Raw genomic sequence first — 22463 nt, 5'->3', positions numbered from 1 at the left:
AATCCGGGTTATTGCAGTACATTTATGAACTTCGGCTGGATAATGATGTGCCGAGGCGAGTCGGCCAGAGGCGATAAGCGACATTTTTCCGTAAGATATGCGCTTCTCTTTTTTGAAAGGGAGACAAAGACAATAATACCAGGTAAGAAAATGCCTGGTTTACACCAGGCATTTCAGCAGACGAGAACTATAGCGAAAATGCAAATAACGCTTTGAGTTTTTTACCAAAAATCAGAACGGAATGTCGTCGTCAAAATCCATTGGCGGTTCGTTAGACGGCGCTGGCGCGGATTGCTGTGGACGCGACTGCGCGCCGCCGCTGAGCTGGTTGCCGCCCTGCGGCTGCTGAGGTTGTTGCGGTTGACCCCAACCCCCCTGCTGCTGACCGCCTGCCGGTGCGCCGCCGCCCTGGCGACCACCCAGCATCTGCATCACGCCACCGATCTGCGGAACGTTAATTTCAGTCGTATAGCGTTCCTGGCCACTCTGATCGGTCCACTTGCGGGTACGCAATTGACCTTCGATATACACCTGAGAACCTTTACGCAGATATTCGCCGGCCACTTCCGCCAGTTTGCCGAACATCACCACCCGGTGCCATTCAGTCTGCTCTTTCATTTCGCCGGTCTGCTTATCGCGCCAGGATTCAGAAGTAGCCAGCGTTAAGTTGGCGACAGCGCCGCCACTCGGCATATAGCGTACTTCCGGGTCCTGGCCCAGATTACCAACGAGAATCACCTTGTTTACGCCTCTGCTGGCCATAATTGAGTCTCCTGAATACGTTTCATAAATAGTGTAAACGCGTGAGTGTACCATTTCCACGTAGCATTTTAATAGCTGCGATGCAGGTTCCAGGTCACTCGCGCGAACCTCATATTGTTGCATACTTTAGCTGAAGATGCATTCCAATACTGTATATTCAAACAGGTTAAATTGTGTCATAATTAGCCGTTTCTGCCGTTTGTCCTTCAAACAAACCAGGCATCCGAGTCTCTACCGGGAAAGGTGAATGGATAAGATCGAAGTTCGGGGCGCCCGCACCCATAATCTCAAAAATATTAACCTCGTCATCCCACGCGACAAACTGATTGTCGTGACCGGGCTTTCGGGTTCAGGCAAATCCTCACTGGCTTTCGACACTCTGTATGCCGAAGGGCAGCGTCGTTACGTTGAATCGCTCTCCGCTTACGCGCGGCAGTTTTTGTCGCTCATGGAAAAACCGGATGTCGACCATATTGAGGGGCTATCGCCCGCGATCTCAATTGAACAGAAATCGACATCGCACAACCCGCGCTCTACGGTGGGTACTATTACCGAGATCCACGACTACCTGCGCCTGCTGTTTGCCCGCGTGGGCGAACCGCGTTGTCCGGATCATGACGTGCCGCTGGCGGCGCAAACCGTTAGCCAGATGGTCGATAACGTGCTGTCACAGCCGGAAGGCAAACGTCTGATGCTGCTGGCGCCGATTATTAAAGAGCGTAAAGGCGAACACACCAAAACGCTGGAAAATCTGGCAAGCCAGGGTTACATTCGCGCCCGTATTGACGGCGAAGTCTGCGATCTCTCCGATCCGCCGAAGCTGGAGCTGCAAAAGAAACATACTATTGAGGTGGTGATCGATCGCTTCAAAGTTCGCAACGATCTTTCCCAACGCCTGGCGGAGTCGTTCGAAACGGCGCTGGAATTATCCGGCGGCACGGCGGTTGTTGCCGATATGGACGATGAGAAAGCGGAGGAGCTTCTGTTCTCCGCCAATTTTGCCTGTCCGATTTGCGGCTACAGTATGCGCGAGCTGGAACCGCGTCTGTTCTCGTTCAACAACCCGGCAGGCGCCTGCCCGACCTGTGACGGCCTCGGCGTTCAGCAATATTTCGATCCGGACCGCGTGATCCAGAATCCCGACCTGTCGCTGGCAGGCGGCGCGATTCGTGGTTGGGATCGTCGCAATTTTTACTACTTTCAAATGCTCAAGTCGCTGGCGGAACACTATAAGTTCGACGTGGATGCGCCGTGGGCAAGCCTCAGCGCCAACGTACACAAAGTCGTGCTGTACGGTTCCGGCAAAGAGAACATCGAATTTAAATATATGAACGATCGCGGCGATACCTCCGTGCGCCGCCATCCGTTCGAAGGCGTGCTGCATAATATGGAGCGCCGTTATAAAGAGACGGAATCCAGCGCGGTGCGCGAAGAGCTAGCGAAATTCATCAGTAATCGCCCCTGCGCCAGCTGTGAAGGAACGCGACTGAATCGCGAAGCGCGCCATGTATTTGTGGAAAATACGCCGCTGCCTGCTATTTCCGATATGAGCATTGGCCATGCGATGGATTTTTTCACTAATCTCAAGCTTTCCGGGCAACGGGCGAAAATCGCCGAAAAAGTGCTAAAAGAGATCGGCGATCGCCTCAAGTTTCTGGTGAACGTCGGCCTGAACTATCTCACGCTCTCCCGCTCGGCAGAAACGCTTTCCGGCGGCGAAGCCCAGCGTATTCGTCTGGCGAGCCAGATAGGCGCCGGGTTAGTCGGCGTGATGTATGTGCTGGATGAACCGTCCATCGGTCTGCACCAGCGCGATAACGAACGGCTGCTGGGTACGCTGATTCATCTGCGCAATCTTGGCAATACCGTGATTGTGGTGGAACACGATGAAGACGCCATCCGTGCCGCCGACCATGTGATTGATATTGGCCCCGGCGCGGGCGTTCACGGCGGCGAGGTGGTGGCGGAAGGCCCGCTGGAAGCCATTATGGCGGTACCGGAATCGCTGACCGGCCAGTACATGAGCGGTAAACGCAAAATTGAAGTGCCGAAACAACGCGTGCCGGCAAATCCAGAAAAAGTGCTCAAACTCACCGGCGCGCGCGGCAATAACCTGAAAGATGTGACCCTTACGCTACCGGTAGGGCTGTTTACCTGTATCACCGGCGTCTCGGGTTCCGGTAAATCAACGCTGATTAACGATACGCTGTTCCCCATCGCCCAGCGTCAGTTAAACGGGGCGACTATCGCCGAACCGGCGCCGTATCGGGATATTCAGGGGCTGGAACATTTCGATAAAGTGATCGATATCGACCAGAGCCCGATCGGGCGCACCCCGCGTTCCAACCCGGCGACCTATACGGGCGTCTTTACCCCGGTTCGCGAGCTTTTTGCTGGCGTGCCGGAGTCTCGCGCGCGCGGCTATACGCCAGGGCGATTCAGCTTCAACGTGCGCGGCGGTCGCTGCGAAGCGTGCCAGGGCGATGGCGTCATTAAAGTCGAAATGCACTTTCTGCCGGATATTTACGTGCCGTGCGACCAGTGCAAAGGCAAGCGCTATAACCGGGAAACGCTGGAGATTAAGTACAAAGGCAAGACCATCCACGAAGTGCTGGATATGACCATTGAAGAAGCGCGTGAGTTCTTTGATGCGGTTCCGGCGCTGGCGCGTAAGCTGCAGACGCTGATGGACGTGGGGCTGACCTATATCCGTCTTGGTCAGTCGGCGACGACGCTTTCCGGCGGCGAGGCCCAGCGCGTGAAGCTGGCGCGCGAACTGTCGAAGCGCGGCACCGGGCAGACGCTGTATATTCTCGACGAGCCGACCACCGGCCTGCACTTTGCTGATATTCAGCAGTTGCTTGACGTTCTGCATCAGTTGCGCGATCAGGGCAACACCATCGTGGTGATCGAACACAACCTGGACGTCATTAAAACGGCGGACTGGATTGTCGACCTCGGCCCGGAAGGCGGCAGCGGCGGCGGCGAAATTCTCGTCTCCGGTACGCCGGAAACCGTGGCGGAGTGCGAGGCGTCGCATACCGCCCGCTTCCTTAAACCTATGCTCAAATAACCTTCACGCCGCTTTCCGATTCGCCGGGAAGCGGCATCATTTTTCCTCATCCCACCTCATTGTATCCGTGTTGAGCATTTGTGATTTGCGTGCCGCCTCGCTCTGACATGTGATAGCGCAAACGGTCTGTTATGGAAAACACCATGAAGTTGCCCTACGCAATCACACTACTGCTGTGCCTGTTTTTATCCGCCTGTACGCTGCCTGACCGCTTTAGCGCCGTGGCTTTTCAACAACTGACGCTATTACAAGCGCGCTCAACCCGCTTCCTGCAGGACGCGGCGCGAATACCGTGGCAAAAAGAGACACTGCTCAAGGATGACCGCGATATCCGCCAGACATTTTTTCAGGCTGAGCGGGTCGCCCGTCAAGGTGGGGATAAACATCGACTCGATAATCTGGCGCTGCTGAAAAATCACTATTTGCGTCTTTATGCGCGGGTTATGCAACGTAAGCAACCACTTACTTACATCCAGGCTGAGAGATACCAACAGCAAAATAATCAGGTCTGGAAATTAGCCATACAGGGTGAGTGTCTGCATTGGGGCGCACGCTGTACTCAGGGAGAAGAAAATGGCGTCTATTAACGAAATACATAACCTGATGACCACCGCCCGGGCCGAACATCCTGTAGCCTCCTCGGCGATTGCCGAGTTTATCCAGGCGTATAAGCAGGCAAGAGAAGACAGCGACGACGGTATACGCGAGTCCGCTGCGTTTATCGCCCGCGCGCTTCAGGAACATGCTCGCGGCTGGCTGGACGACGACGATATGATTATTCTGCTGGAAGGACAGCGGGACCTCGCCAGGCTACGCGCCAATAATGCGCAAATCGCCCTCGACAGCCGTATCCGGTCTACGGTCATCCGCCTCATTGATATCGCCCTGGCGTTGTTGGTCGGCGCGCTATAATCAGGACTGCGGCAACTGCTTGCGTTTATCTTCCGGCAGCGCATTTACCGCCTGTTGATAAGAGGCATCGACCAGATAATAGAGTTGTGAATCCGGCAGCGATCCGTCCAGATAGACCGTGCTCCAGTGCGCTTTATTAAGGTGCCGACTCGGTCGTACATCGCTGTGCTGCTGACGTAACAACTCTGCCAGTTCCGGGCTGGTTTTGAGAGAGGCTGCCGGGCGTCCTTCAACTTCTTTTACCATCGCGAAAAGTACATCTTCCACTTTAATTTGCGTCGCTTTCCAGTCGCTGTGGACGCTCTGCTCTGCGCCAGGTTTTGCCATGCAGTATTGCAGTAATTCCGAAATGGTCATTATCATTCCCCTTGTAGTGTCGCGATGATTTTACGTGGACCGCCGTGAATACGGTGCTCTCCCAACCAGATACCTTGCCATGTTCCTAACTGTAAACGCCCCTGGCGTACAGGCAGCAGCAACGAGACGCCCAATACTGACGACTTAATATGCGAAGGCATGTCATCTGCGCCTTCGTAATCATGTTCATACGCCGCATTATCGGGAACGGTTTTCAGGAAATGGCGCTCCATATCAGCGCGCACGGTGGGATCGCAGTTTTCGTTTAACGTCAGCGAGGCCGAGGTATGTAGTAACAACAGATGCAGCAAACCCGTTTCGACAGGCGGTAAGCCAGACAATTTATCGATAATTTCATCTGTTATCAGATGAAACCCGCGCGGCTTCTCGCTCAGTGTAATGGTGCGCTGATACCACATAGGCTGCTCCTTCCTAAAAACAAACGTCTCCTGAATAGTGTGCAGCAAGTCTGGAAAAGGTAAAAGCCAGCGGGGCAAGTTTGTGCAAAAATCATGCAAAAAAGGAGAGCCTGTCGCTCTCCTGATTTTTAGTACTCCGAGTTGACAATGACTTCCTCGCCAAACGCTCCTGCCTGCGGCAGCGGTTTGTAGGTGGAGTTAGCCGCGCGCAGGATGCGAATACCGCGGATACCACAATCACGAGCCGCAGTAATATCGTTATCCGAATCGCCGTAGAAGATACGCATATTCTTCTCCTGCAGCCACTGAACTTTCGTATTTTGTCCCGGTTTATCGCCGGCGAAAATCACCGGATTCATATTCGCCGCCGGAATATGGAAGTTATCCGCCAGCGTTTTCGACACGGTTTCCGTTTTCGTCTGACTACGACCAGTGACAAAGTAAATACTGTCGCCACGGCGAACATGCATATCAATGAGCTGTCGGGCCACTTCTTTTGGAATACTGAACTCATCCCAGCCGTTGTTCATTTTTTCCCAAAAGGCCGGATTTTTCAGATAATCGTCGCTGTCCGGGGAGTAGGTTTTCTTTCCGCGCCAGAATCCGGGGCTGGAAAATAACACGGTGTCGTCAATATCAAAGCCGACCGCCATCGGCGGGCGTCCGGTGAGGCTGTTTTCAATCTGGGCGACAGAGACCCAATGGACAGGCGCTTGTTCCGCGAGTTTTGCAACGTTAGTGCCCGGATTGAGCGTCGAAGGGGAAGATACTAACGCATTCGCGGAATGGTTTAGCGTAAACAACAAACAGACGGCACTCAGCGCCAGGGTTATTTTTTTCATGCTTTTCCCTTAAAATTCAGAATATTATAGTTATTAAGATGAGTCTTTGCTCAAAAAACTATCTGACCATAACGCCAGTAACGGTCAAAAGGAAGGATTATCTGCGGTTTTGTTACGAAAAAAGAGGATGATCACAACAGCTATTGTCAGGCCGGAGGGCACTGTTATCGCCGTCCGGCCTGAATATTACATGACAGCGGCAAATGCCTTCGCCACGCGGTGTACATTTGAATCATTAAGCCCGGCGACACACATGCGGCCACTGGCAATCAGGTAAACGCCAAACTCATCGCGCAACCGCTCGACCTGCTCCTCGCTTAACCCGGTATAGCTGAACATACCGCGCTGCTCTAACAAGTAATCAAAGTTGCGGTCAGGCATCTCCGCCTTCAGCTCCTTCACCAGCGTCTGGCGCATCGATATAATGCGGTTACGCATCGCGTCGACTTCCGCCAGCCAGCTCGCTTTTAACGCCTCATCGCCCAGGACCGTAGCGACCACCTGAGCGCCGAAACACGGCGGACTGGAGTAAATTCGGCGCACCGTCGCTTTTAGCTGTCCCAGAACCCGCGCGGCGATTTCGGCATCTTCACACACCACGGACAGGCCGCCGACGCGCTCGCCGTACAGCGAGAAAATCTTCGAAAAAGAATTACTGACTAACGCAGGTAACCCGGCGCTGGCAATGGCGCGAATAGCGTAAGCATCCTCGTCCATGCCTGCGCCAAAACCCTGATAGGCAATATCAAGGAACGGAATCAGATCGCGCGCTTTCACTATCTCAATCACCGCATCCCATTGCGAAGGTGTTAAATCCGCCCCGGTCGGGTTGTGACAACAGGGGTGCAGCAGCACGATACTGCGTGCAGGTAACGTATTCAGCGTGGCCAGCAGATCGTTAAAACGGATGCCGTTAGTCGCGTCGTCATACCAGGGGTAAGTACTCACTTCGAATCCTGCCCCGGCAAATATCGCAATATGGTTTTCCCAGGTAGGGTCGCTCACCCATACGCCTGCGTCGGGGAAATAACGCTTCAGGAAATCCGCGCCCACTTTCAGCGCGCCGGAACCGCCTAATGTCTGGATAGTAGCCACGCGCTGTTGCTGAAGAACCGGGTGATCGGCGCCAAAGAGCAAAGGCGCGATAGTATGGCGATAAGTATTGAGTCCTTCCATCGGCAGGTACAGCGAAGCGCCATGCGGCTGCGCGTTAAGCCGGGCTTCGGCTTCGGCCACCGTTTTGAGCTGTGGGATAATCCCGTCTTCGTTGTAATACAGGCCAATGCTCAGATTTACTTTGTCGTGACGGGAGTCGTCTTTAAAACGCTCCATCAGTGAAAGAATCGGATCGCCGGCATAGGCGTCAACTTTTTGAAACACGCGATGGTTCTCCAGGTTTACAGAGGGCAGGAAATAACACAATAAACCGGAAGGACGAGAAGATCGAGAGGATGTTGTGGTGGATGCGCATATTGCCGGATGGCGGCGTGAACGTCTTATCCGGCCTACAGCCAATGCGCGAGACAAGCCGGATAAGCGCAAGCGCCACCCGGCCTGCCGCGTATTTAATCAATATACTTCATCGCCACCCTTGAAGTCAGGCGCGTGATAAGTTCGTAAGCACTTACTTTTGTCATTTCAGCGATACGTTCAACCGGCAGACCTTCGCCCCATAAGACCACCGGATCGCCCGCGTTATCCTGCGCGTTTGGCCCCAAATCCACGCAAATCATATCCATCGCCACCCGCCCGACAATCGGGACTTCACGACCATTGACCAGCACTGGCGTACCGGAAGGCGCCGCTCGTGGGTAGCCATCGCCATAACCCATAGCCACCACGCCCAGGCGCGTGTCGCGCTCACTCACCCATGTCCCGCCGTAGCCCACCGGTTCGCCCGCTTTGTGGTCACGCACCGCGATCAAACTGGAGGTTAAAGACATCACCGGCTGAAAACCAAAATCCGGCCCCCAGGGTTTGTGTTCCAGCGGCGATACGCCATACAAAATGATGCCCGGACGCGCCCAGTCAAAGTGAGACCGCGGCCACAGCAGAATACCGCCAGACGCGGCAATAGAGCGCTGACCGGGTTTACCCTGACAGAAGGCATTAAAAATGTCGAGCTGATGTTCGGTAGCGCCGCATTCCGGCTCATCCGCACGGGCAAAATGACTGACGATATTCACCGGCTGGCGTACATTTTTACAGTGCGTCAGACGCTGGTAGAACGCCTCCGCCTCTTCGGGACGCACGCCGAGACGATGCATACCGGTATCCAGTTTCATCCAGACCGTTACTGGCTCCGCCAGCTCCACCGCCTCCAGGGCGGCAAGCTGCTCCTGATTATGTACGGCGGTATGCAGACATTGCGCGGAAATGGTCGGCAGATCGGCGGCGTCGAAAAAACCCTCCAGCAGCAGGATAGGCTGCGTGATCCCGCCCGCTCGCAGACGTAGAGCCTCTTCAAGACGCGCCACGCCAAAAGCGTCAGCATCAGGGAGCGTTCGCGCGGTCTCCAGAAGACCGTGTCCATAAGCGTTCGCTTTCACCACCGCAACCAGCTTACTGGCAGGCGCCAGTTCACGCAGACGTTGCAGGTTGTGTCGCAGAGCGCGGCGGTTAATGACGACTGTTGCCGCTTGCATTTGAATTCCTTGTTAACAGAATGACGGAGAGTTACTCATCATCGTATTGCGGTCCCGCATAGTTATCGAAGCGCGACCACTGACCATTGAACGTCAGACGAACCGTACCGATAGGACCGTTACGTTGCTTACCAATAATAATTTCAGCAATGCCTTTTAAGTCGCTGTTCTCGTGATAAACCTCATCACGGTAGATAAACATAATTAAGTCGGCATCCTGTTCAATAGAGCCGGATTCACGCAGGTCGGAGTTCACCGGACGTTTATCCGCGCGTTGTTCCAGGGAGCGGTTAAGCTGCGATAGCGCCACGACCGGCACCTGAAGTTCCTTCGCCAGCGCTTTCAACGAGCGGGAAATTTCGGCGATTTCCAGAGTACGGTTATCAGAAAGCGACGGCACGCGCATCAATTGCAGGTAGTCGATCATAATCAGACTTAACCCACCATGTTCGCGGAAAATACGCCGCGCGCGCGAACGGACTTCTGTCGGCGTAAGACCTGAGGAGTCGTCAATATACATATTGCGTTTCTCCAGCAGAATGCCCATCGTGCCGGAGATTCGCGCCCAGTCTTCATCATCGAGTTGACCGGTACGAATACGTGTCTGATCGACGCGGGACAGCGAGGCCAGCATACGCATCATGATCTGTTCGCCGGGCATCTCCAGACTGAAGATCAGTACCGGTTTATCCTGCAACATCGCCGCATTTTCGCAGAGGTTCATCGCAAAAGTGGTTTTACCCATGGAGGGACGCGCCGCGACGATAATCAAATCCGAACGCTGTAACCCTGCCGTCTTTTTATTGAGATCCTGATAGCCGGTATCCACGCCTGTAACGCCATCGTGCGGTTGCTGGAACAACTGCTCAATACGCGCCACGGTAGCGTCGAGAATCTGGTCGATGCTTTTCGGGCCTTCGTCTTTGTTGGCCCGGTTTTCCGCGATCTGGAAGACGCGCGACTCCGCCAGATCCAGCAGTTCGTCGCTATTACGCCCCTGTGGATCGTAACCAGCGTCCGCAATTTCATGCGCCACCGCGATCATATCGCGGACCACGGCGCGTTCGCGCACAATGTCCGCATAAGCACTGATATTCGCCGCGCTTGGCGTGTTTTTAGACAACTCCGCCAGATAGGCGAAACCGCCGACGCTGTCCAGTTGGCCCTGCCGCTCCAGCGATTCCGCGAGCGTAATCAGGTCGATAGGACTGCCGCTTTCCTGCAAGCGCCCCATCTCCGTAAAGATATGGCGATGCGGGCGGGTATAGAAATCTTCCGCCACCACGCGCTCGGCCACATCGTCCCAGCGCTCGTTATCCAGCATTAAACCGCCCAACACCGACTGTTCCGCTTCAATCGAGTGCGGCGGTACTTTTATCCCGGCAACCTGCGGATCGCGGTCGCGGGCATCAGTCTGTGGTTTGTTGAAGGGTTTATTTCCTGCCATAGTGAATGGAGTTACCGAGATAGTGATTGGGTCGAAAGATTACCACATTTCTTTTGGAGGAAGCATGGCAACGCGTATTGAATTTCACAAGCATGGTGGTCCGGAAGTGCTTCAGACCGTGGAGTTTACGCCAACGGAACCGGCGGAACACGAAATCCAGGTTGAGAACAAAGCCATTGGTATCAACTTCATCGACACCTATATCCGTAGCGGACTCTATCCGCCCCCGTCGTTGCCTGCGGGCCTGGGAACCGAAGCTGCGGGTGTGGTCAGTAAAGTCGGCAACGGCGTGGAGCACATTCGCGTGGGCGATCGCGTCGTCTACGCGCAGTCAACGCTCGGCGCTTACAGTTCCGTCCATAACGTCCCCGCAGATAAAGCCGCGATTTTACCTGACGCCATTTCCTTCGAACAGGCGGCAGCCTCTTTTCTCAAGGGATTGACCGTTTTTTACCTGTTGCGCAAAACCTATGAAGTGAAACCCGACGAACCCTTCCTGTTTCATGCCGCTGCGGGCGGCGTCGGTCTGATCGCCTGCCAGTGGGCGAAAGCGCTGGGCGCGAAGCTTATCGGTACCGTCGGTAGCGCGCAAAAAGCGCAGCGGGCGCTGGACGCCGGCGCCTGGCAGGTAATTAATTACCGTGAGGAGAGCATTGTAGAACGGGTAAAAGAGATCACCGGCGGCAAAAAAGTCCGAGTGGTCTATGACTCCGTGGGGAAAGATACCTGGGAAGCCTCACTGGACTGCCTGCAACGTCGGGGACTGATGGTCAGTTTCGGCAATGCGTCCGGCCCCGTCACCGGCGTGAATTTAGGTATTCTGAATCAGAAAGGTTCCCTGTATGCCACGCGACCTTCACTACAGGGGTATATTACGACGCGTGAAGAACTAACCGAAGCCAGCAATGAATTGTTCTCATTGATCGCCAGCGGCGTGATTAAAGTCGATGTGGCTGAAAATCAACGCTATGCGTTAAAAGATGCCCGTCGCGCGCATGAAGTGCTGGAAAGCCGGGCCACACAGGGCTCAAGCCTGCTGATTCCGTAATAGCTCTGCAAAGAAATTGGGCTTCCACCCGGGAAGCCCTTTCTTTTTTTGTTCGGCTGTATGTAGGGTACAGCGCGATGAATTCGTTACCTGCGCAATCATGACAGATTTAATAATCGATTCCTATTTGCCTGTGAGGGCAAAGTTCCAGGTTGTGACGAACCGCTCAATACCTTAGTAAAACCGACGGTTATTGCGCTGATACTGTGGGATTTTTGGCGTTTTTACTGTTTTGATCACCCACACCACAGCCACCGCCAGCAGTAGCCACGGTAACAGCTTGATCATCAGGGCGAACATTCCGCCCAGGAACATGACGGCAGTCGCTACAACCAGCGCGGCCAGAATGCCCAGCAAGGAGACGCCCGTCACCATTAACATCAGAAAAAAGCCAAGCACAAAAAGTAGTTCCAGCATAGTCGTTCCCCATAAAGATGGCATTGCCCGGCGGCATGGCGCTTACCGGGTCTGGTCAGGTAAGCTATTACAAAAATCATGCCAATATTTATGTTATTGATATATAAAGAAAACGCCCTGCAAGACTGCACAGAACGTGGTGAGATTGACTAATTTTTGGCGAACTTTTAACGCTTGTCTGCTACCAGTTTTAGCGCCTGCTCCAGTACAGCAACATCCGCGCCAGCTTTATGGGCGTTTTCGCTCAGATAGCGACGCCACTGCCGCGCGCCGGGGATGCCCTGGAACAACCCCAGCATATGGCGAGTGATATGCCCCAGATACGCTCCCTGGCTCAACTCACGCTCAATATAGGGATACATCGCGCGAACCACCGCAACCGGGTCGGCATCGGTGGTATCGGCGCCAAAGATCTCCCGATCCACCGCGGCCAGTATACCCGGATTCTGATAAGCTTCGCGGCCAACCATGACGCCATCCATATGGCGCAGATGCTCCTTCGCCTCTTCCAGCGATTTGATGCCGCCGTTAATGGACATGGTCAGGTGCGGAAAATCCCGCTTTAGCTGATAGACGCGCGGGTAATCCAGCGGCGGGATCTCACGATTTTCTTTCGGGCTTAAGCCAGAAAGCCAGGCTTTGCGCGCATGGATAATAAACATCTCGCATTCGCCCTGACCGGAAACCGTATCGATGAAATCACACAGAAACGCATAACTGTCCTGATCGTCAATACCAATGCGGGTTTTTACCGTCACCGGAATCGAGACGACATCACGCATGGCTTTAACACAATCGGCGACCAGTTGCGCATTGCCCATCAAACAGGCGCCAAACATACCATTTTGCACGCGATCGGAAGGGCACCCCACGTTGAGGTTAATTTCATCGTAGCCACGCGCTTCCGCCAGCTTTGCACAATGCGCAAGCTGAGCCGGATCGCTTCCACCAAGCTGTAGAGCGACCGGATGCTCTTCTTCGCTGTAAGCCAGATAGTCACCCTTACCGTGAATAATCGCGCCCGTGGTCACCATTTCGGTGTAGAGCAGCGTCTGGCGAGACAGCAAACGCAGGAAATAGCGGCAATGTCTGTCCGTCCAGTCGAGCATAGGCGCGATGGAGAAGCGATAAGCAGGAAAAGCGGAGGACTGGGTTTCAGGCTGCATGGCGAATAAATAAGCATCCGGTTAAAAAAGGGGCGTTACTATAGCATAACGCTAAACCGGAGGCGTAGCGCCTCCGGTGAAAGCACCTCAGAATGTCATTGTAAGCTGCGCGCCTGCCCCCCAGGTTTCATCTTCGCCGTACAGTCCCATTAAGTCGAGATGCACGCGGTTAAAGGGCGCAAAGCCAAGACCGCCGGTAACCACATTGCTATCGTTATTTTTCACATCCGCACGATACCCTGCGCGCACCGCCAGCCATGACAACGGTCGAACTTCAGCGCCGACACCCACGTACTGTGAATTGTCTTCGCTCTTAAAGCCTTTCGTTTCCGTCAGATCGCCATCGGCGCTTACGGTCAGCAAATCGTTATGCCATGCGATGCCCGCGGTAACCAGGGGGCGGATTTGGTATGTATCTTTGTAGTTGGTGGTTTCTCCCGTCATACCATTAGTGATGTAAATATCTTTCGTATCGATATCGCGAGATACCAGATTTTGCCCGCTCAGCCCCAGCGTCCAGTTTTCACCGATATCGGCAGCAAGCCCCGCATCAATGTTAAAACCCGTATCATCATTGCGATAACGGCTGCTATTCCAGTCGCTACTGTCGTAGTTATAAATTGAGGTGGTGTAGTTATAGAGCCAGGTTTTTTGCAGTTTTGGCGTAACGCCAATGGAAACAGGCACCTCGCCCACCACAAACTGCTTCGCCAGCGCAATACCGTAGTCAGATACAATCGCTACCCGCCCCGACGCGGTAGAGTTTAAATGCTTTGTAATTTCGTCAGACCCCAATAAAGCAGCGCGTCCTGCTTCACGAAGCGCAACACGTTCATCATGCTGGATATCGCGCAGATACTGAATATCGTTCTGATCAATGGACGAACTCACGCGCCCATGCGCATAACCTTTGGCGATAAACGCCACGGAAAGCGTTTGCCCTGGAATACTTACCGCCAACCCGGCGCCGGCATTGGCGCGAGCGGTTTTTCCGTTGAGATATTCCAGCTCATCGGCCAGGTCGCGCGCGGCGCCCTGAAATTGATTCAGCACGCCTCGCGGATTGAGCAGAATTTGCCCCCAGCGTAAGGTTATCGACGACCTCATCGTAGTAATCCACTTTATCGCTGATATCGTCAATTTCATCCTGGAGATTGTCTTTATCCGTAATCTGGACGCCGACCGCAGGAAGGACAACAGTGATATTGTCTTCCGGTTTGGCTTTTGCCAGTAACGCCGGATTTAATAGTACTCCGCTGCCATAATTCGCGGACGCAACGCCCGTCCCGCCCATTGCGTCATTACGCGCTTCCGTCCAGGTATTGGCGGCTCTCGCCTGCTTTGCCATAAAAAGCGAGACCGCGATAGCAATCAGTGAAAGTTTGACGTTTTTGTTCACAGTTAGCCCATCTTATTATCAGGTGAAGTAATCCCTCCGCCACGCTTTACCGGACAGAGGCGAACTATTGCTGTGAAATAGTGATGTTAAATCCTGTTGTTATAATATCGACCCTCATTAGGTATAGATGAGAATACTGGCGCGGAAAAGCTTAGCAGGCGATATATTGTCGCGGGGTAATTTCAGAGTTTTAAGCAGCTCGTGGTAAAGTAACGGATTAGACTTTCATGCCATTCGAGGTGCTACATGGAAAAGACCACAACGCAAGAGTTACTGGCGCAAGCTGAAAAACTCTGCGCGCAGCGCAACGTACGCCTGACGCCTCAGCGCCTCGAAGTGCTGCGCCTGATGAGTCTGCAACAGGGTGCCATCAGCGCATACGATTTGCTCGATTTGCTGCGCGAAACGGAACCACAGGCCAAACCGCCCACCATTTACCGCGCGCTGGATTTTTTGCTCGAACAGGGTTTTGTCCATAAAGTGGAATCCACCAATAGTTATGTGGTTTGCCACCTGTTCGACCAGCCGACGCACAGCTCGGCCATGTTTATCTGCGATCGTTGCGGCGTGGTGAAAGAAGAGTGTGCCGAGGGCGTGGAAGACATCATGCATACGCTGGCGGCTAAAATGGGCTTTGCGCTACGACATAACGTTATTGAGGCGCACGGTCTGTGCCCTGCGTGCGTAGAAGTGGAAGCGTGTCGCCATCCGGGCGACTGTGGTCACGATCACTCGGTGCTGGTGAAGAAAAAACCGCGTTAGCCTGAACGGAAAAACGGGCGGCAGTAGAGAGGGGCACGCCCGCATTCATAAGCAAACAGTGGGAAGCACATCCATGTACTCCTGGTAGGGGAAAACGTATTACCAGCGATAGTTGTTACGGGTTTCCCAGTCAACAACCTCTTTTTCCGCCTGATCTTTCTGGTAACCGTAACGCTCCTGGATTTTACCTACCAGTTGGTCGCGTTTACCTTCGATAACGGTCATATCGTCATCGGTCAGTTTGCCCCATTGTTCTTTCATTTTACCTTTAAACTGTTTCCAGTTACCGCCGGCTTCGTCTTTATTCATCATCTTGTCCTCATCATTCGGTTAGGAATAGCAGGTGTTATTCGCCCAAATGCTCTGCAATTTCTGCTGGACGTGATAATAATTGTAGGCAGGAATTCGGCCTTCGGTTTTATATTCAGAATTTTTAACCGTCACGATCTGGCAAACCATGTACCCTCGCGCCAGTGACGACGCCAGATAAGGCTCAACGACAGACCGCGAAGCGCCAGGAACACGGTTAATGCCAGCCATAAACCATGATTTCCTAATACCGGCAGGGCGAAGAGCGTCAGCGCGAATCCTCCTGCGGCGACTGCCATGCTATTGCGCATTTCGGCGGCGCGCGTCGCGCCAATAAACATACCATCGAGCAGATAGCACCATACGCCCACCAGCGGTAATACCACCTGCCAGATAAGATACCGATCCGCCAGTAGCTGTATTTGCGGCAATGAGGTCAGTAACGCGACAATATGTTCGCCTGCCAGGGCATAGACTGTGGAAAACAACAAGGCCACAATTCCTGACTGACGACACGCCGCTCGCCAGACGTCCAGTAGCTTGCTACCGTCACGCGCGCCGTAAGCCTGACCGGAGTGCGCCTCCACCGCATAAGCAAAACCGTCCAGCGCATAGGCCGTAAAGGTGAGTAAGGTCATCAGGACTGCATTTACCGCGATAATATCGCTGCCCAGCCGCGCGCCTGACACCGTGATTGCGCCAAAACAAAGCTGAAGGAGCAATGAGCGCAGCATGATATCGCGATTGAGCGCTAAAAGGCGGCGCACGTTGCCGCGCCAGGCCTGTTTTAGCATATCCAGCGACACACCGCGGAGATGGAGAACTTTACGTACCATCATGAGGCCGATCAGTAACGTGGCATATTCTGCGATGACCGTCGCCAGGGCGGCGCCCTGCACGTTCATATGAAGTCCCATCACCAGCCACAGGTCGAGCGCGATGTTGAGGATATTGCCCACGACCAACAAGATAACCGGCGCCCGCGCATACTGAACGCCTAACAGCCACCCGAGCAGCACCAGATTCGCCAGTGACGCGGGAGCGCTTAGCCAACGAATTTCAAGGAAGCGTCTCGCCTGCACCAGGACAGCGTCGTTCCCGCCGACAATATGTAAAGCCAGCTCGATAAGCGGCGTGCGAAATAGCACAATCATCACGCCAGTGCCCAGCGCCAGCAATAACGGTTGAATGAGCGCCCGGGCTAACGCCTGCGGATTTTTGGCGCCAAATGCCTGCGCCGTTAGTCCGGTGGTGCTCATACGTAGAAATAGCAGCAGCATGAAAAGAAAGCTGGTGGCAGTCGCGCCCACCGCCACGCCGCCCAGGAAAACCGGGCTGTCCAGATGACCAATCACCGCCGTATCGACCAGCCCCAGTAAGGGGACGGTGATGTTAGAAAAAATCATCGGCAGCGCGAGACGCCAGAGAGCTTTATCAGAGGAGGTAAAAAGCGGCATGGAGAAAAGCCTGACAAGGAGTTAAACGAAACGAGCGCATTGCCGGATGGCGACGTAACGCCTTATCCGGCCTACAAATTAATCATCTCAGGAACTGCATTCCCGTAGGCCTGATAAGCGCAGCGCCATCAGGCTGCACGATTGCCGGATGACGGCTTACAAGGAGATTAAAAAGAGATTACAACCATTCCCCGTTGCGAATGACGCCTACCGCCAGCCCTTCAATCGTAAAGCTTTGTTCGCGCAGATCCACCACTATCGGTGTAAACTCGCTGTTTTCCGGCAGCAGCTCCACTTTATTGCCCTGCTTTTTCAGGCGTTTTACTGTCACTTCATCATCAATGCGAGCGACAACCACCTGGCCATTACGGACGTCCTGCGTTTTATGTACCGCCAGCAAATCCCCATCCATAATACCGATGTCTTTCATCGACATACCGCTCACGCGCAGCAGGAAATCGGCGCTGGGTTTGAACAGCGAAGGATCGACCTGGTAATGGCCTTCAATATGCTGCTGCGCCAGAAGCGGTTCACCCGCCGCGACACGCCCGACAAGCGGTAATCCGTCCTCTTCTTCCTGTAACAGACGGATACCTCGCGATGCGCCGGAAACGATTTCAAGCACCCCTTTGCGCGCCAGCGCTTTAAGATGTTCTTCCGCCGCGTTTGGGGAACGGAACCCCAAACGCTGCGCGATTTCCGCACGCGTCGGTGGCATACCTGTCTGGCTGATGTGATCCCGGATGAGATCAAACACCTCTTGTTGCCTGGCCGTTAACGCTTTCATTCCGCCCCCTGGGTGTATATACAGTCATGCTGTGAGTATATACAGTTAAAGGTGATTTTGGAACCACAAACGGCGCAAAAAACAAGAGATTTATAAAATTTGGAACCTTTATCGAAAATGTGACCATAACAGGATGCCCCAGGTCATCAGGGCAACGAAAATAGACAGTAGCACCGCAGCCGATCCCATATCTTTCGCACGGCCGGAAAGCTCATGGTATTCAGAACCGATGCGGTCAACGACCGCTTCAATAGCGCTGTTGAGGATTTCAACAATCATGATAAGTAAAACGGAACCTATCAATAACACACGGGTAATCGCATCCACATCCAGCCAGCAGGCGATGATGACGCCCAGCAATACCGCGATACTTTCCTGGCGAAACGCTGCTTCGTGAGTCCATGCGGCGCGAAATCCTTTCCAGGAATATCCTGCCGCTTTGATAATTCTGGTGAATCCAGTGGTATTATTGGCCATCAAAAGAACCTTTTTACATTATTAACGTCAATGACATTATACGGTTGCCCTGCACGATTCGGACTGCCGTAACGCAGCGCGAAGTATGACGGGATACAACAGAAATTCGCTAAACTTTCTGATATCCTTGCACCGCATTTGCATTATTAACCAGAGGCTTTACATCGTTTATGTCCGGCTGGCCACGAATTTACTACAAATTACTGAATTTACCATTAAGCATACTGGTAAAAAGCAAGTCTATTCCGGCGGAACCCGCCCAGGAATTGGGGCTCGATACTTCTCGCCCCATTATGTATGTCTTGCCATACAACTCAAAAGCGGACTTACTGACGCTGCGGGCTCAATGTCTGGCGCACGATCTCCCGGATCCGCTGGAGCCGCTGGAGATCGACGGCGCGCTGCTGCCACGCTATGTATTTATTCACGGCGGACCGCGTGTCTTTACCTATTACACGCCAAAAGAAGAGTCGGTGAAACTTTTTCACGATTATCTCGATCTGCATCGGAGTAATCCGGCTTTGGACGTGCAGATGGTGCCCGTTTCCGTGATGTTTGGCCGCGCGCCGGGTCGTGAAAAGGGAGAAGATAACCCGCCTTTACGTATGCTGAACGGCGTACAGAAATTCTTTGCCATCTCCTGGCTGGGTCGCGATAGCTTTGTCCGATTCTCGCCGTCCGTCTCATTGCGTCGTATGGCTGATGAACACGGCACCGATAAAATCATCGCGCAGAAGCTGGCTCGCGTGGCGCGTATGCACTTTGCCCGCCAGCGCCTGGCGGCGGTTGGCCCACGCCTGCCCGCCCGTCAGGATCTGTTTAACAAACTGCTGGCCTCGAAAGCGATCGCCCGCGCGGTAGAAGACGAAGCGCGTAGTAAGAAAATCTCTCATGAAAAAGCGCAGCAAAACGCCATTGCGCTGATGGAAGAGATCGCGGCGAACTTCTCTTACGAGATGATTCGTTTGACCGACAGGATTTTGGGGTTTACCTGGAACCGACTGTACCAGGGGATTAACGTGCATAACGCCGAGCGCGTACGCCAACTGGCGCACGACGGGCATGAAATCGTCTATGTGCCCTGTCATCGCAGCCATATGGACTACTTGCTCCTTTCTTATGTGCTGTACCATCAGGGACTGGTTCCGCCGCACATTGCCGCCGGTATTAACCTTAATTTCTGGCCCGCTGGCCCGATTTTCCGTCGTCTGGGCGCGTTCTTTATTCGTCGCACCTTTAAGGGGAATAAACTCTATTCCACCGTCTTTCGCGAATACCTGGGCGAGCTGTTCAGCCGCGGCTACTCGGTTGAGTATTTTGTCGAAGGAGGACGTTCGCGTACCGGACGTTTGTTAGACCCGAAAACCGGCACCCTGTCGATGACTATACAGGCGATGCTGCGCGGCGGTACCCGTCCAATTACGTTAGTGCCTATTTACATCGGCTATGAGCACGTCATGGAAGTGGGAACCTATGCGAAAGAGCTGCGCGGCGCGACAAAAGAGAAAGAGAGCCTGCCGCAAATGCTGAAAGGCTTGAGCAAGCTGCGCAATCTGGGTCAGGGCTACGTTAACTTTGGCGAACCGATGCCGCTCATGACGTACCTGAACCAGCATGTGCCGGAGTGGCGCGAATCTATCGACCCTATAGAGGCCATACGCCCAGCCTGGCTGACGCCGACGGTAAATAGTATCGCCGCCGATCTGATGGTGCGTATTAACAACGCTGGCGCGGCAAACGCGATGAACCTGTGTTGTACCGCGCTGTTAGCGTCGCGTCAGCGCTCGCTCACCCGCGAGCAGCTCACCGAGCAGCTTGATTGCTATCTCGATCTGATGCGCAATGTCCCTTATTCCACAGACTCAACCGTTCCTGCCGCCAGCGCTGGCGAGCTCATCGCTCACGCGCTGCAGATGAATAAGTTTGAGGTCGAGAAAGACACCATTGGCGATATCATCATCCTGCCGCGCGAGCAGGCGGTGTTGATGACCTACTATCGTAACAATATCGCGCATATGTTGATTATGCCTTCGCTGATGGCGGCGATTATCACCCAGCATCGTCGCATTTCGCGTGATGCGTTGCAGCAGCATGTTGAAGCGCTCTATCCGATGTTAAAAGCGGAGCTGTTCCTGCGCTGGGAGCGCGAGGAGTTAGCCTCGGTCATCGACGCGCTGGCCAGTGAAATGCAGCGTCAGGGGCTAATTACCCTGCAGGATGATGAACTGCATATCAACCCGACGCATTCCCGTACGCTGCAACTGCTGGCGGCAGGCGCGCGAGAAACGCTACAGCGTTATGCCATTACGTTCTGGCTGTTGAGCGCCAATCCGTCCATCAACCGCAGTACGCTGGAGAAAGAAAGCCGTACCGTGGCGCAACGTCTGTCTGTCCTACACGGTATTAACGCGCCGGAGTTTTTCGACAAAGCGGTGTTCAGTTCACTCGTGTTGACGCTACGGGATGAGGGTTATATCAGTGATACGGGCGATGCCGAACCGGCAGAAACGATGAAGATATATCAGATGCTTGCCGATCTGATTACCTCTGATGTCCGTCTGACGATTGAAAGCGCGACGCAGAGCGAGTAAGCCAGTGCCTGAAATGCCCGATGGCGTAAGCTTATCGGGCAACTGATATGACGTATTGAAAATTTTGGCTTTGTAGGCCGGGTCCGCCCGGCATGACATCAGAAGTGCCAGTAACTCATCGCCAGCCCTAAAAATAGCACCAGGCCAACGTAATTATTGTTCATAAAGGCTTTAAAGCAGGCTTCACGTTCACGGTTCGCAATCAGTTTTTGCTGGTAGACAAACAGCGCGCCCGCCACCAGCACAGCCCAGTAATATCCCCATCCCAGACCATTCAACCAACCGATCAGCGCCATTAACGCCATGACGCCAAGCTGCAGAATCCCGATAATCAATGTGTCATAACGACCAAACAGGATCGCCGTCGATTTAATGCCTATCTTGATATCATCATCTCTGTCGACCATCGCATATTGCGTATCGTAAGCCACCGCCCAGAGAATATTGGCGAGGAACATCAGCCAGCAGCTCAACGGCAGGGATTCGCTCACCGCGGCGAACGCCATGGGGATTGACCAGCCGAAAGCGGCCCCCAGCACGACCTGCGGCAGGTGGGTGTAGCGTTTCATAAAGGGATAAACCCAGGCCAACGCCAACGCCGCCACGGAAAGTAGAATCGTCATCGCGTTCAGCGTCAGCACCAACAGAAACGCCAGCAGCACCAGCACCACAAACAGGTTGCGCGCTTCTTTCTCTGTCACGGCGCCGCTGGGTAAAGGCCGGTTGACCGTACGTTTTACATGTCCGTCAAATTTACGATCGGCGTAATCATTTACCACGCAGCCCGCCGCGCGCATTAACCACACGCCAGCGACAAAAACCGCCAAAATCCACAGCTGAGGCATACCCGGCGTCGCCACCCATAGCGCCCAAAGCGTCGGCCAGAGCAGCAGCAACGCGCCAATAGGCTTATCTGTACGCATCAAACGGTGAAACGCCAGCAGCTTACTCTGCGTCAGACTCCACTCCATCTTTATCTTCCTCTCAGTACAGCGGCGATGCAGGTAAAAAAAGCTCGGTAAGCAACAGTGGCTTTCCGCTCAACCGCAGTCGAGAGCGGCGCCCCCATAGCGTTGCATCGCGTCCAATTTCAATAAAATCGCGGGTCAGTGTCGATGATGTAAATAGATAACGTCCAAGCGGGGTTTTACCCAGATGTTGTAAGACCTGTTCAGGTCCGCACAGCGTGGATTCCGGTACCACGGTACGTCCGGCAAGCCAGGGCTCGCCGTCAGCGCAAAGCAGTATCTCACGTAACCAGTAACGGGATTCGGATGGCAGTAAACCTGACGCTTCCTCGACCTCACTTTGGCCGACAAACGCTTCCCGAATCAGCGTCACGCTTACCCGCTTTCCCAGTTGCTCAAAACGTTTAGTCATAGAATCTTCCAGCAACAGCCAGTCCAGCAAATGGGGTTCAAGCGCAGGAATCGCATCAAAATAGCGCAGCGCACGCAGTTGCGTTAACGCAGGGTGTGACATGCCTTACTCTCCGATTCATAACCTAAAGTCATTGTATCTCAGAAAAGACATTACGGGGGGCGCAATCACAATTAAGTGATCTGTTGCGCAACAAAAAAATAACAATTCGCA

22 protein-coding genes and 1 pseudogene are annotated in these 22463 nt (G+C 53.8%); 6 read left to right on the top strand and 17 right to left on the bottom strand.

Annotated elements, in window-relative coordinates; genetic code table 11:
• Nucleotides 1–231: 231 nt before the first annotated feature.
• Nucleotides 232–762 carry a single-stranded DNA-binding protein SSB1 gene (ssb1, locus tag ACLJPE_RS18865; RefSeq protein ID WP_039514766.1) on the bottom strand — a complete coding sequence of 177 codons (531 nt, stop codon included), beginning with the start codon at nucleotides 760–762 and terminating at the stop codon, nucleotides 232–234.
• Nucleotides 763–1009: 247 nt separating this feature from the next.
• Between ssb1 and uvrA the strand changes: the two genes are divergently transcribed.
• From uvrA to ACLJPE_RS18850, 3 genes are all read left to right on the top strand, one after another.
• Complete coding sequence (uvrA, locus tag ACLJPE_RS18860) at nucleotides 1010–3835, top strand: excinuclease ABC subunit UvrA (protein WP_000357722.1); 2826 nt, start codon at nucleotides 1010–1012, stop codon at nucleotides 3833–3835.
• Between the two features lie 131 nt (nucleotides 3836–3966).
• Nucleotides 3967–4422, top strand: a complete 456-nt coding sequence (locus ACLJPE_RS18855) for a hypothetical protein (RefSeq protein ID WP_000432213.1) — start codon at nucleotides 3967–3969, stop codon at nucleotides 4420–4422.
• On the top strand, nucleotides 4409–4747 hold the full coding sequence (locus tag ACLJPE_RS18850; protein ID WP_000146586.1) for a hypothetical protein: 339 nt from the start codon (nucleotides 4409–4411) through the stop codon (nucleotides 4745–4747). Before ACLJPE_RS18855 ends, ACLJPE_RS18850 begins: the two co-directional genes overlap by 14 nt.
• Here the strand turns inward: ACLJPE_RS18850 and ACLJPE_RS18845 are convergent, their stop codons facing one another.
• The 6 genes from ACLJPE_RS18845 to dnaB form a co-directional block, all read right to left on the bottom strand.
• A complete protein-coding gene (locus ACLJPE_RS18845) occupies nucleotides 4748–5104 on the bottom strand; it encodes an MmcQ/YjbR family DNA-binding protein (RefSeq protein ID WP_000155665.1) in 357 nt (118 codons plus the stop codon). It abuts the gene before it with no gap.
• Nucleotides 5105–5106: 2 nt separating this feature from the next.
• Nucleotides 5107–5523 carry a secondary thiamine-phosphate synthase enzyme YjbQ gene (locus tag ACLJPE_RS18840; RefSeq protein WP_000270392.1) on the bottom strand — a complete coding sequence of 139 codons (417 nt, stop codon included), beginning with the start codon at nucleotides 5521–5523 and terminating at the stop codon, nucleotides 5107–5109.
• A gap of 128 nt (nucleotides 5524–5651) precedes the next feature.
• On the bottom strand, nucleotides 5652–6365 hold the full coding sequence (gene aphA, locus ACLJPE_RS18835) for an acid phosphatase AphA (protein ID WP_000724436.1): 714 nt from the start codon (nucleotides 6363–6365) through the stop codon (nucleotides 5652–5654).
• 186 nt (nucleotides 6366–6551) lie between these two features.
• Nucleotides 6552–7745 (bottom strand): aromatic amino acid transaminase, encoded by a 1194-nt coding sequence (tyrB, locus tag ACLJPE_RS18830; protein ID WP_000486913.1) that lies wholly within the window; start codon nucleotides 7743–7745, stop codon nucleotides 6552–6554.
• A gap of 185 nt (nucleotides 7746–7930) precedes the next feature.
• Nucleotides 7931–9010 (bottom strand): alanine racemase, encoded by a 1080-nt coding sequence (gene alr / locus ACLJPE_RS18825; RefSeq protein ID WP_001147300.1) that lies wholly within the window; start codon nucleotides 9008–9010, stop codon nucleotides 7931–7933.
• A gap of 31 nt (nucleotides 9011–9041) precedes the next feature.
• Complete coding sequence (gene dnaB / locus ACLJPE_RS18820) at nucleotides 9042–10457, bottom strand: replicative DNA helicase (protein WP_000918353.1); 1416 nt, start codon at nucleotides 10455–10457, stop codon at nucleotides 9042–9044.
• A 64-nt stretch (nucleotides 10458–10521) separates the two neighbouring features.
• On the opposite strand from dnaB, the gene ACLJPE_RS18815 reads away from it, so the two are divergent.
• Nucleotides 10522–11505, top strand: coding sequence for a quinone oxidoreductase (locus tag ACLJPE_RS18815; RefSeq protein ID WP_000235555.1), 984 nt, complete (start codon nucleotides 10522–10524; stop codon nucleotides 11503–11505).
• Between the two features lie 174 nt (nucleotides 11506–11679).
• On the opposite strand, the gene pspG is transcribed toward ACLJPE_RS18815, so the two are convergent.
• The 3 genes and pseudogenes from pspG to ACLJPE_RS18800 all read right to left on the bottom strand — a co-directional run bounded on the left by pspG (nucleotide 11680) and on the right by ACLJPE_RS18800 (nucleotide 14487).
• Entirely contained in the window at nucleotides 11680–11922 is a 243-nt protein-coding gene (gene pspG, locus ACLJPE_RS18810; protein ID WP_001657979.1) for an envelope stress response protein PspG, read from the bottom strand.
• A gap of 167 nt (nucleotides 11923–12089) precedes the next feature.
• Nucleotides 12090–13088, bottom strand: a complete 999-nt coding sequence (dusA, locus tag ACLJPE_RS18805; RefSeq protein ID WP_001182224.1) for a tRNA dihydrouridine(20/20a) synthase DusA — start codon at nucleotides 13086–13088, stop codon at nucleotides 12090–12092.
• A gap of 87 nt (nucleotides 13089–13175) precedes the next feature.
• A pseudogene (locus ACLJPE_RS18800) lies at nucleotides 13176–14487 on the bottom strand (conjugal transfer protein TraF).
• A 246-nt stretch (nucleotides 14488–14733) separates the two neighbouring features.
• Between ACLJPE_RS18800 and zur the strand changes: the two are divergent.
• Nucleotides 14734–15249, top strand: coding sequence for a zinc uptake transcriptional repressor Zur (zur, locus tag ACLJPE_RS18795; RefSeq protein WP_000416271.1), 516 nt, complete (start codon nucleotides 14734–14736; stop codon nucleotides 15247–15249).
• 99 nt (nucleotides 15250–15348) lie between these two features.
• Here zur and ACLJPE_RS18790 read toward each other — a convergent pair whose 3' ends face one another.
• From ACLJPE_RS18790 to ACLJPE_RS18770, 5 genes are all read right to left on the bottom strand, one after another.
• Complete coding sequence (locus ACLJPE_RS18790; protein WP_001030592.1) at nucleotides 15349–15558, bottom strand: CsbD family protein; 210 nt, start codon at nucleotides 15556–15558, stop codon at nucleotides 15349–15351.
• Nucleotides 15559–15579: 21 nt separating this feature from the next.
• Nucleotides 15580–15693 (bottom strand): hypothetical protein, encoded by a 114-nt coding sequence (locus ACLJPE_RS18785; RefSeq protein WP_010989093.1) that lies wholly within the window; start codon nucleotides 15691–15693, stop codon nucleotides 15580–15582.
• Nucleotides 15690–17015 (bottom strand): MATE family efflux transporter DinF, encoded by a 1326-nt coding sequence (dinF, locus tag ACLJPE_RS18780; RefSeq protein WP_023229434.1) that lies wholly within the window; start codon nucleotides 17013–17015, stop codon nucleotides 15690–15692. The genes ACLJPE_RS18785 and dinF overlap by 4 nt, the downstream gene beginning before the upstream one ends.
• A 178-nt stretch (nucleotides 17016–17193) precedes the next feature.
• Nucleotides 17194–17802, bottom strand: coding sequence for a transcriptional repressor LexA (lexA, locus tag ACLJPE_RS18775; RefSeq protein WP_000646079.1), 609 nt, complete (start codon nucleotides 17800–17802; stop codon nucleotides 17194–17196).
• 108 nt (nucleotides 17803–17910) lie between these two features.
• On the bottom strand, nucleotides 17911–18279 hold the full coding sequence (locus ACLJPE_RS18770; RefSeq protein WP_000002900.1) for a diacylglycerol kinase: 369 nt from the start codon (nucleotides 18277–18279) through the stop codon (nucleotides 17911–17913).
• 170 nt (nucleotides 18280–18449) lie between these two features.
• Here ACLJPE_RS18770 and plsB point away from each other — a divergent pair, with 170 nt between their 5' ends.
• Nucleotides 18450–20870: a glycerol-3-phosphate 1-O-acyltransferase PlsB gene (gene plsB / locus ACLJPE_RS18765; protein ID WP_015406182.1), complete on the top strand. Its 2421-nt coding sequence runs from the start codon at nucleotides 18450–18452 to the stop codon at nucleotides 20868–20870.
• Nucleotides 20871–20968: 98 nt separating this feature from the next.
• Here the strand turns inward: plsB and ubiA are convergent, their stop codons facing one another.
• Nucleotides 20969–21841, bottom strand: coding sequence for a 4-hydroxybenzoate octaprenyltransferase (gene ubiA, locus ACLJPE_RS18760; protein ID WP_000455249.1), 873 nt, complete (start codon nucleotides 21839–21841; stop codon nucleotides 20969–20971).
• Between the two features lie 13 nt (nucleotides 21842–21854).
• Nucleotides 21855–22352: a chorismate lyase gene (gene ubiC / locus ACLJPE_RS18755; protein ID WP_000019217.1), complete on the bottom strand. Its 498-nt coding sequence runs from the start codon at nucleotides 22350–22352 to the stop codon at nucleotides 21855–21857.
• Nucleotides 22353–22463 lie beyond the last annotated feature (111 nt).

It is taken from the genome of Salmonella sp. SAL04196 (assembly GCF_046550835.1).
Taxonomy (GTDB): domain Bacteria; phylum Pseudomonadota; class Gammaproteobacteria; order Enterobacterales; family Enterobacteriaceae; genus Salmonella; species Salmonella enterica.
Note: the sequence above shows the minus strand (reverse complement) of the source record. Positions and strands in the feature narration are given on the sequence as shown.

Coding starts and splice junctions, on each gene's coding strand:
- ACLJPE_RS18840 (WP_000270392.1), bottom strand. CDS start 5,523: ATGTGGTATCAGCGCACCATTACACTGAGCGAGAAGCCGCGCGGGTTT.
- ubiA (WP_000455249.1), bottom strand. CDS start 21,841: ATGGAGTGGAGTCTGACGCAGAGTAAGCTGCTGGCGTTTCACCGTTTG.
- dusA (WP_001182224.1), bottom strand. CDS start 13,088: ATGCAGCCTGAAACCCAGTCCTCCGCTTTTCCTGCTTATCGCTTCTCC.
- dnaB (WP_000918353.1), bottom strand. CDS start 10,457: ATGGCAGGAAATAAACCCTTCAACAAACCACAGACTGATGCCCGCGAC.
- ACLJPE_RS18815 (WP_000235555.1), top strand. CDS start 10,522: ATGGCAACGCGTATTGAATTTCACAAGCATGGTGGTCCGGAAGTGCTT.
- ACLJPE_RS18855 (WP_000432213.1), top strand. CDS start 3,967: ATGGAAAACACCATGAAGTTGCCCTACGCAATCACACTACTGCTGTGC.
- zur (WP_000416271.1), top strand. CDS start 14,734: ATGGAAAAGACCACAACGCAAGAGTTACTGGCGCAAGCTGAAAAACTC.
- ssb1 (WP_039514766.1), bottom strand. CDS start 762: ATGGCCAGCAGAGGCGTAAACAAGGTGATTCTCGTTGGTAATCTGGGC.
- ACLJPE_RS18845 (WP_000155665.1), bottom strand. CDS start 5,104: ATGACCATTTCGGAATTACTGCAATACTGCATGGCAAAACCTGGCGCA.
- ACLJPE_RS18790 (WP_001030592.1), bottom strand. CDS start 15,558: ATGAATAAAGACGAAGCCGGCGGTAACTGGAAACAGTTTAAAGGTAAA.
- plsB (WP_015406182.1), top strand. CDS start 18,450: ATGTCCGGCTGGCCACGAATTTACTACAAATTACTGAATTTACCATTA.
- ubiC (WP_000019217.1), bottom strand. CDS start 22,352: ATGTCACACCCTGCGTTAACGCAACTGCGTGCGCTGCGCTATTTTGAT.
- alr (WP_001147300.1), bottom strand. CDS start 9,010: ATGCAAGCGGCAACAGTCGTCATTAACCGCCGCGCTCTGCGACACAAC.
- dinF (WP_023229434.1), bottom strand. CDS start 17,015: ATGCCGCTTTTTACCTCCTCTGATAAAGCTCTCTGGCGTCTCGCGCTG.
- ACLJPE_RS18770 (WP_000002900.1), bottom strand. CDS start 18,279: ATGGCCAATAATACCACTGGATTCACCAGAATTATCAAAGCGGCAGGA.
- lexA (WP_000646079.1), bottom strand. CDS start 17,802: ATGAAAGCGTTAACGGCCAGGCAACAAGAGGTGTTTGATCTCATCCGG.
- uvrA (WP_000357722.1), top strand. CDS start 1,010: ATGGATAAGATCGAAGTTCGGGGCGCCCGCACCCATAATCTCAAAAAT.
- ACLJPE_RS18850 (WP_000146586.1), top strand. CDS start 4,409: ATGGCGTCTATTAACGAAATACATAACCTGATGACCACCGCCCGGGCC.
- pspG (WP_001657979.1), bottom strand. CDS start 11,922: ATGCTGGAACTACTTTTTGTGCTTGGCTTTTTTCTGATGTTAATGGTG.
- aphA (WP_000724436.1), bottom strand. CDS start 6,365: ATGAAAAAAATAACCCTGGCGCTGAGTGCCGTCTGTTTGTTGTTTACG.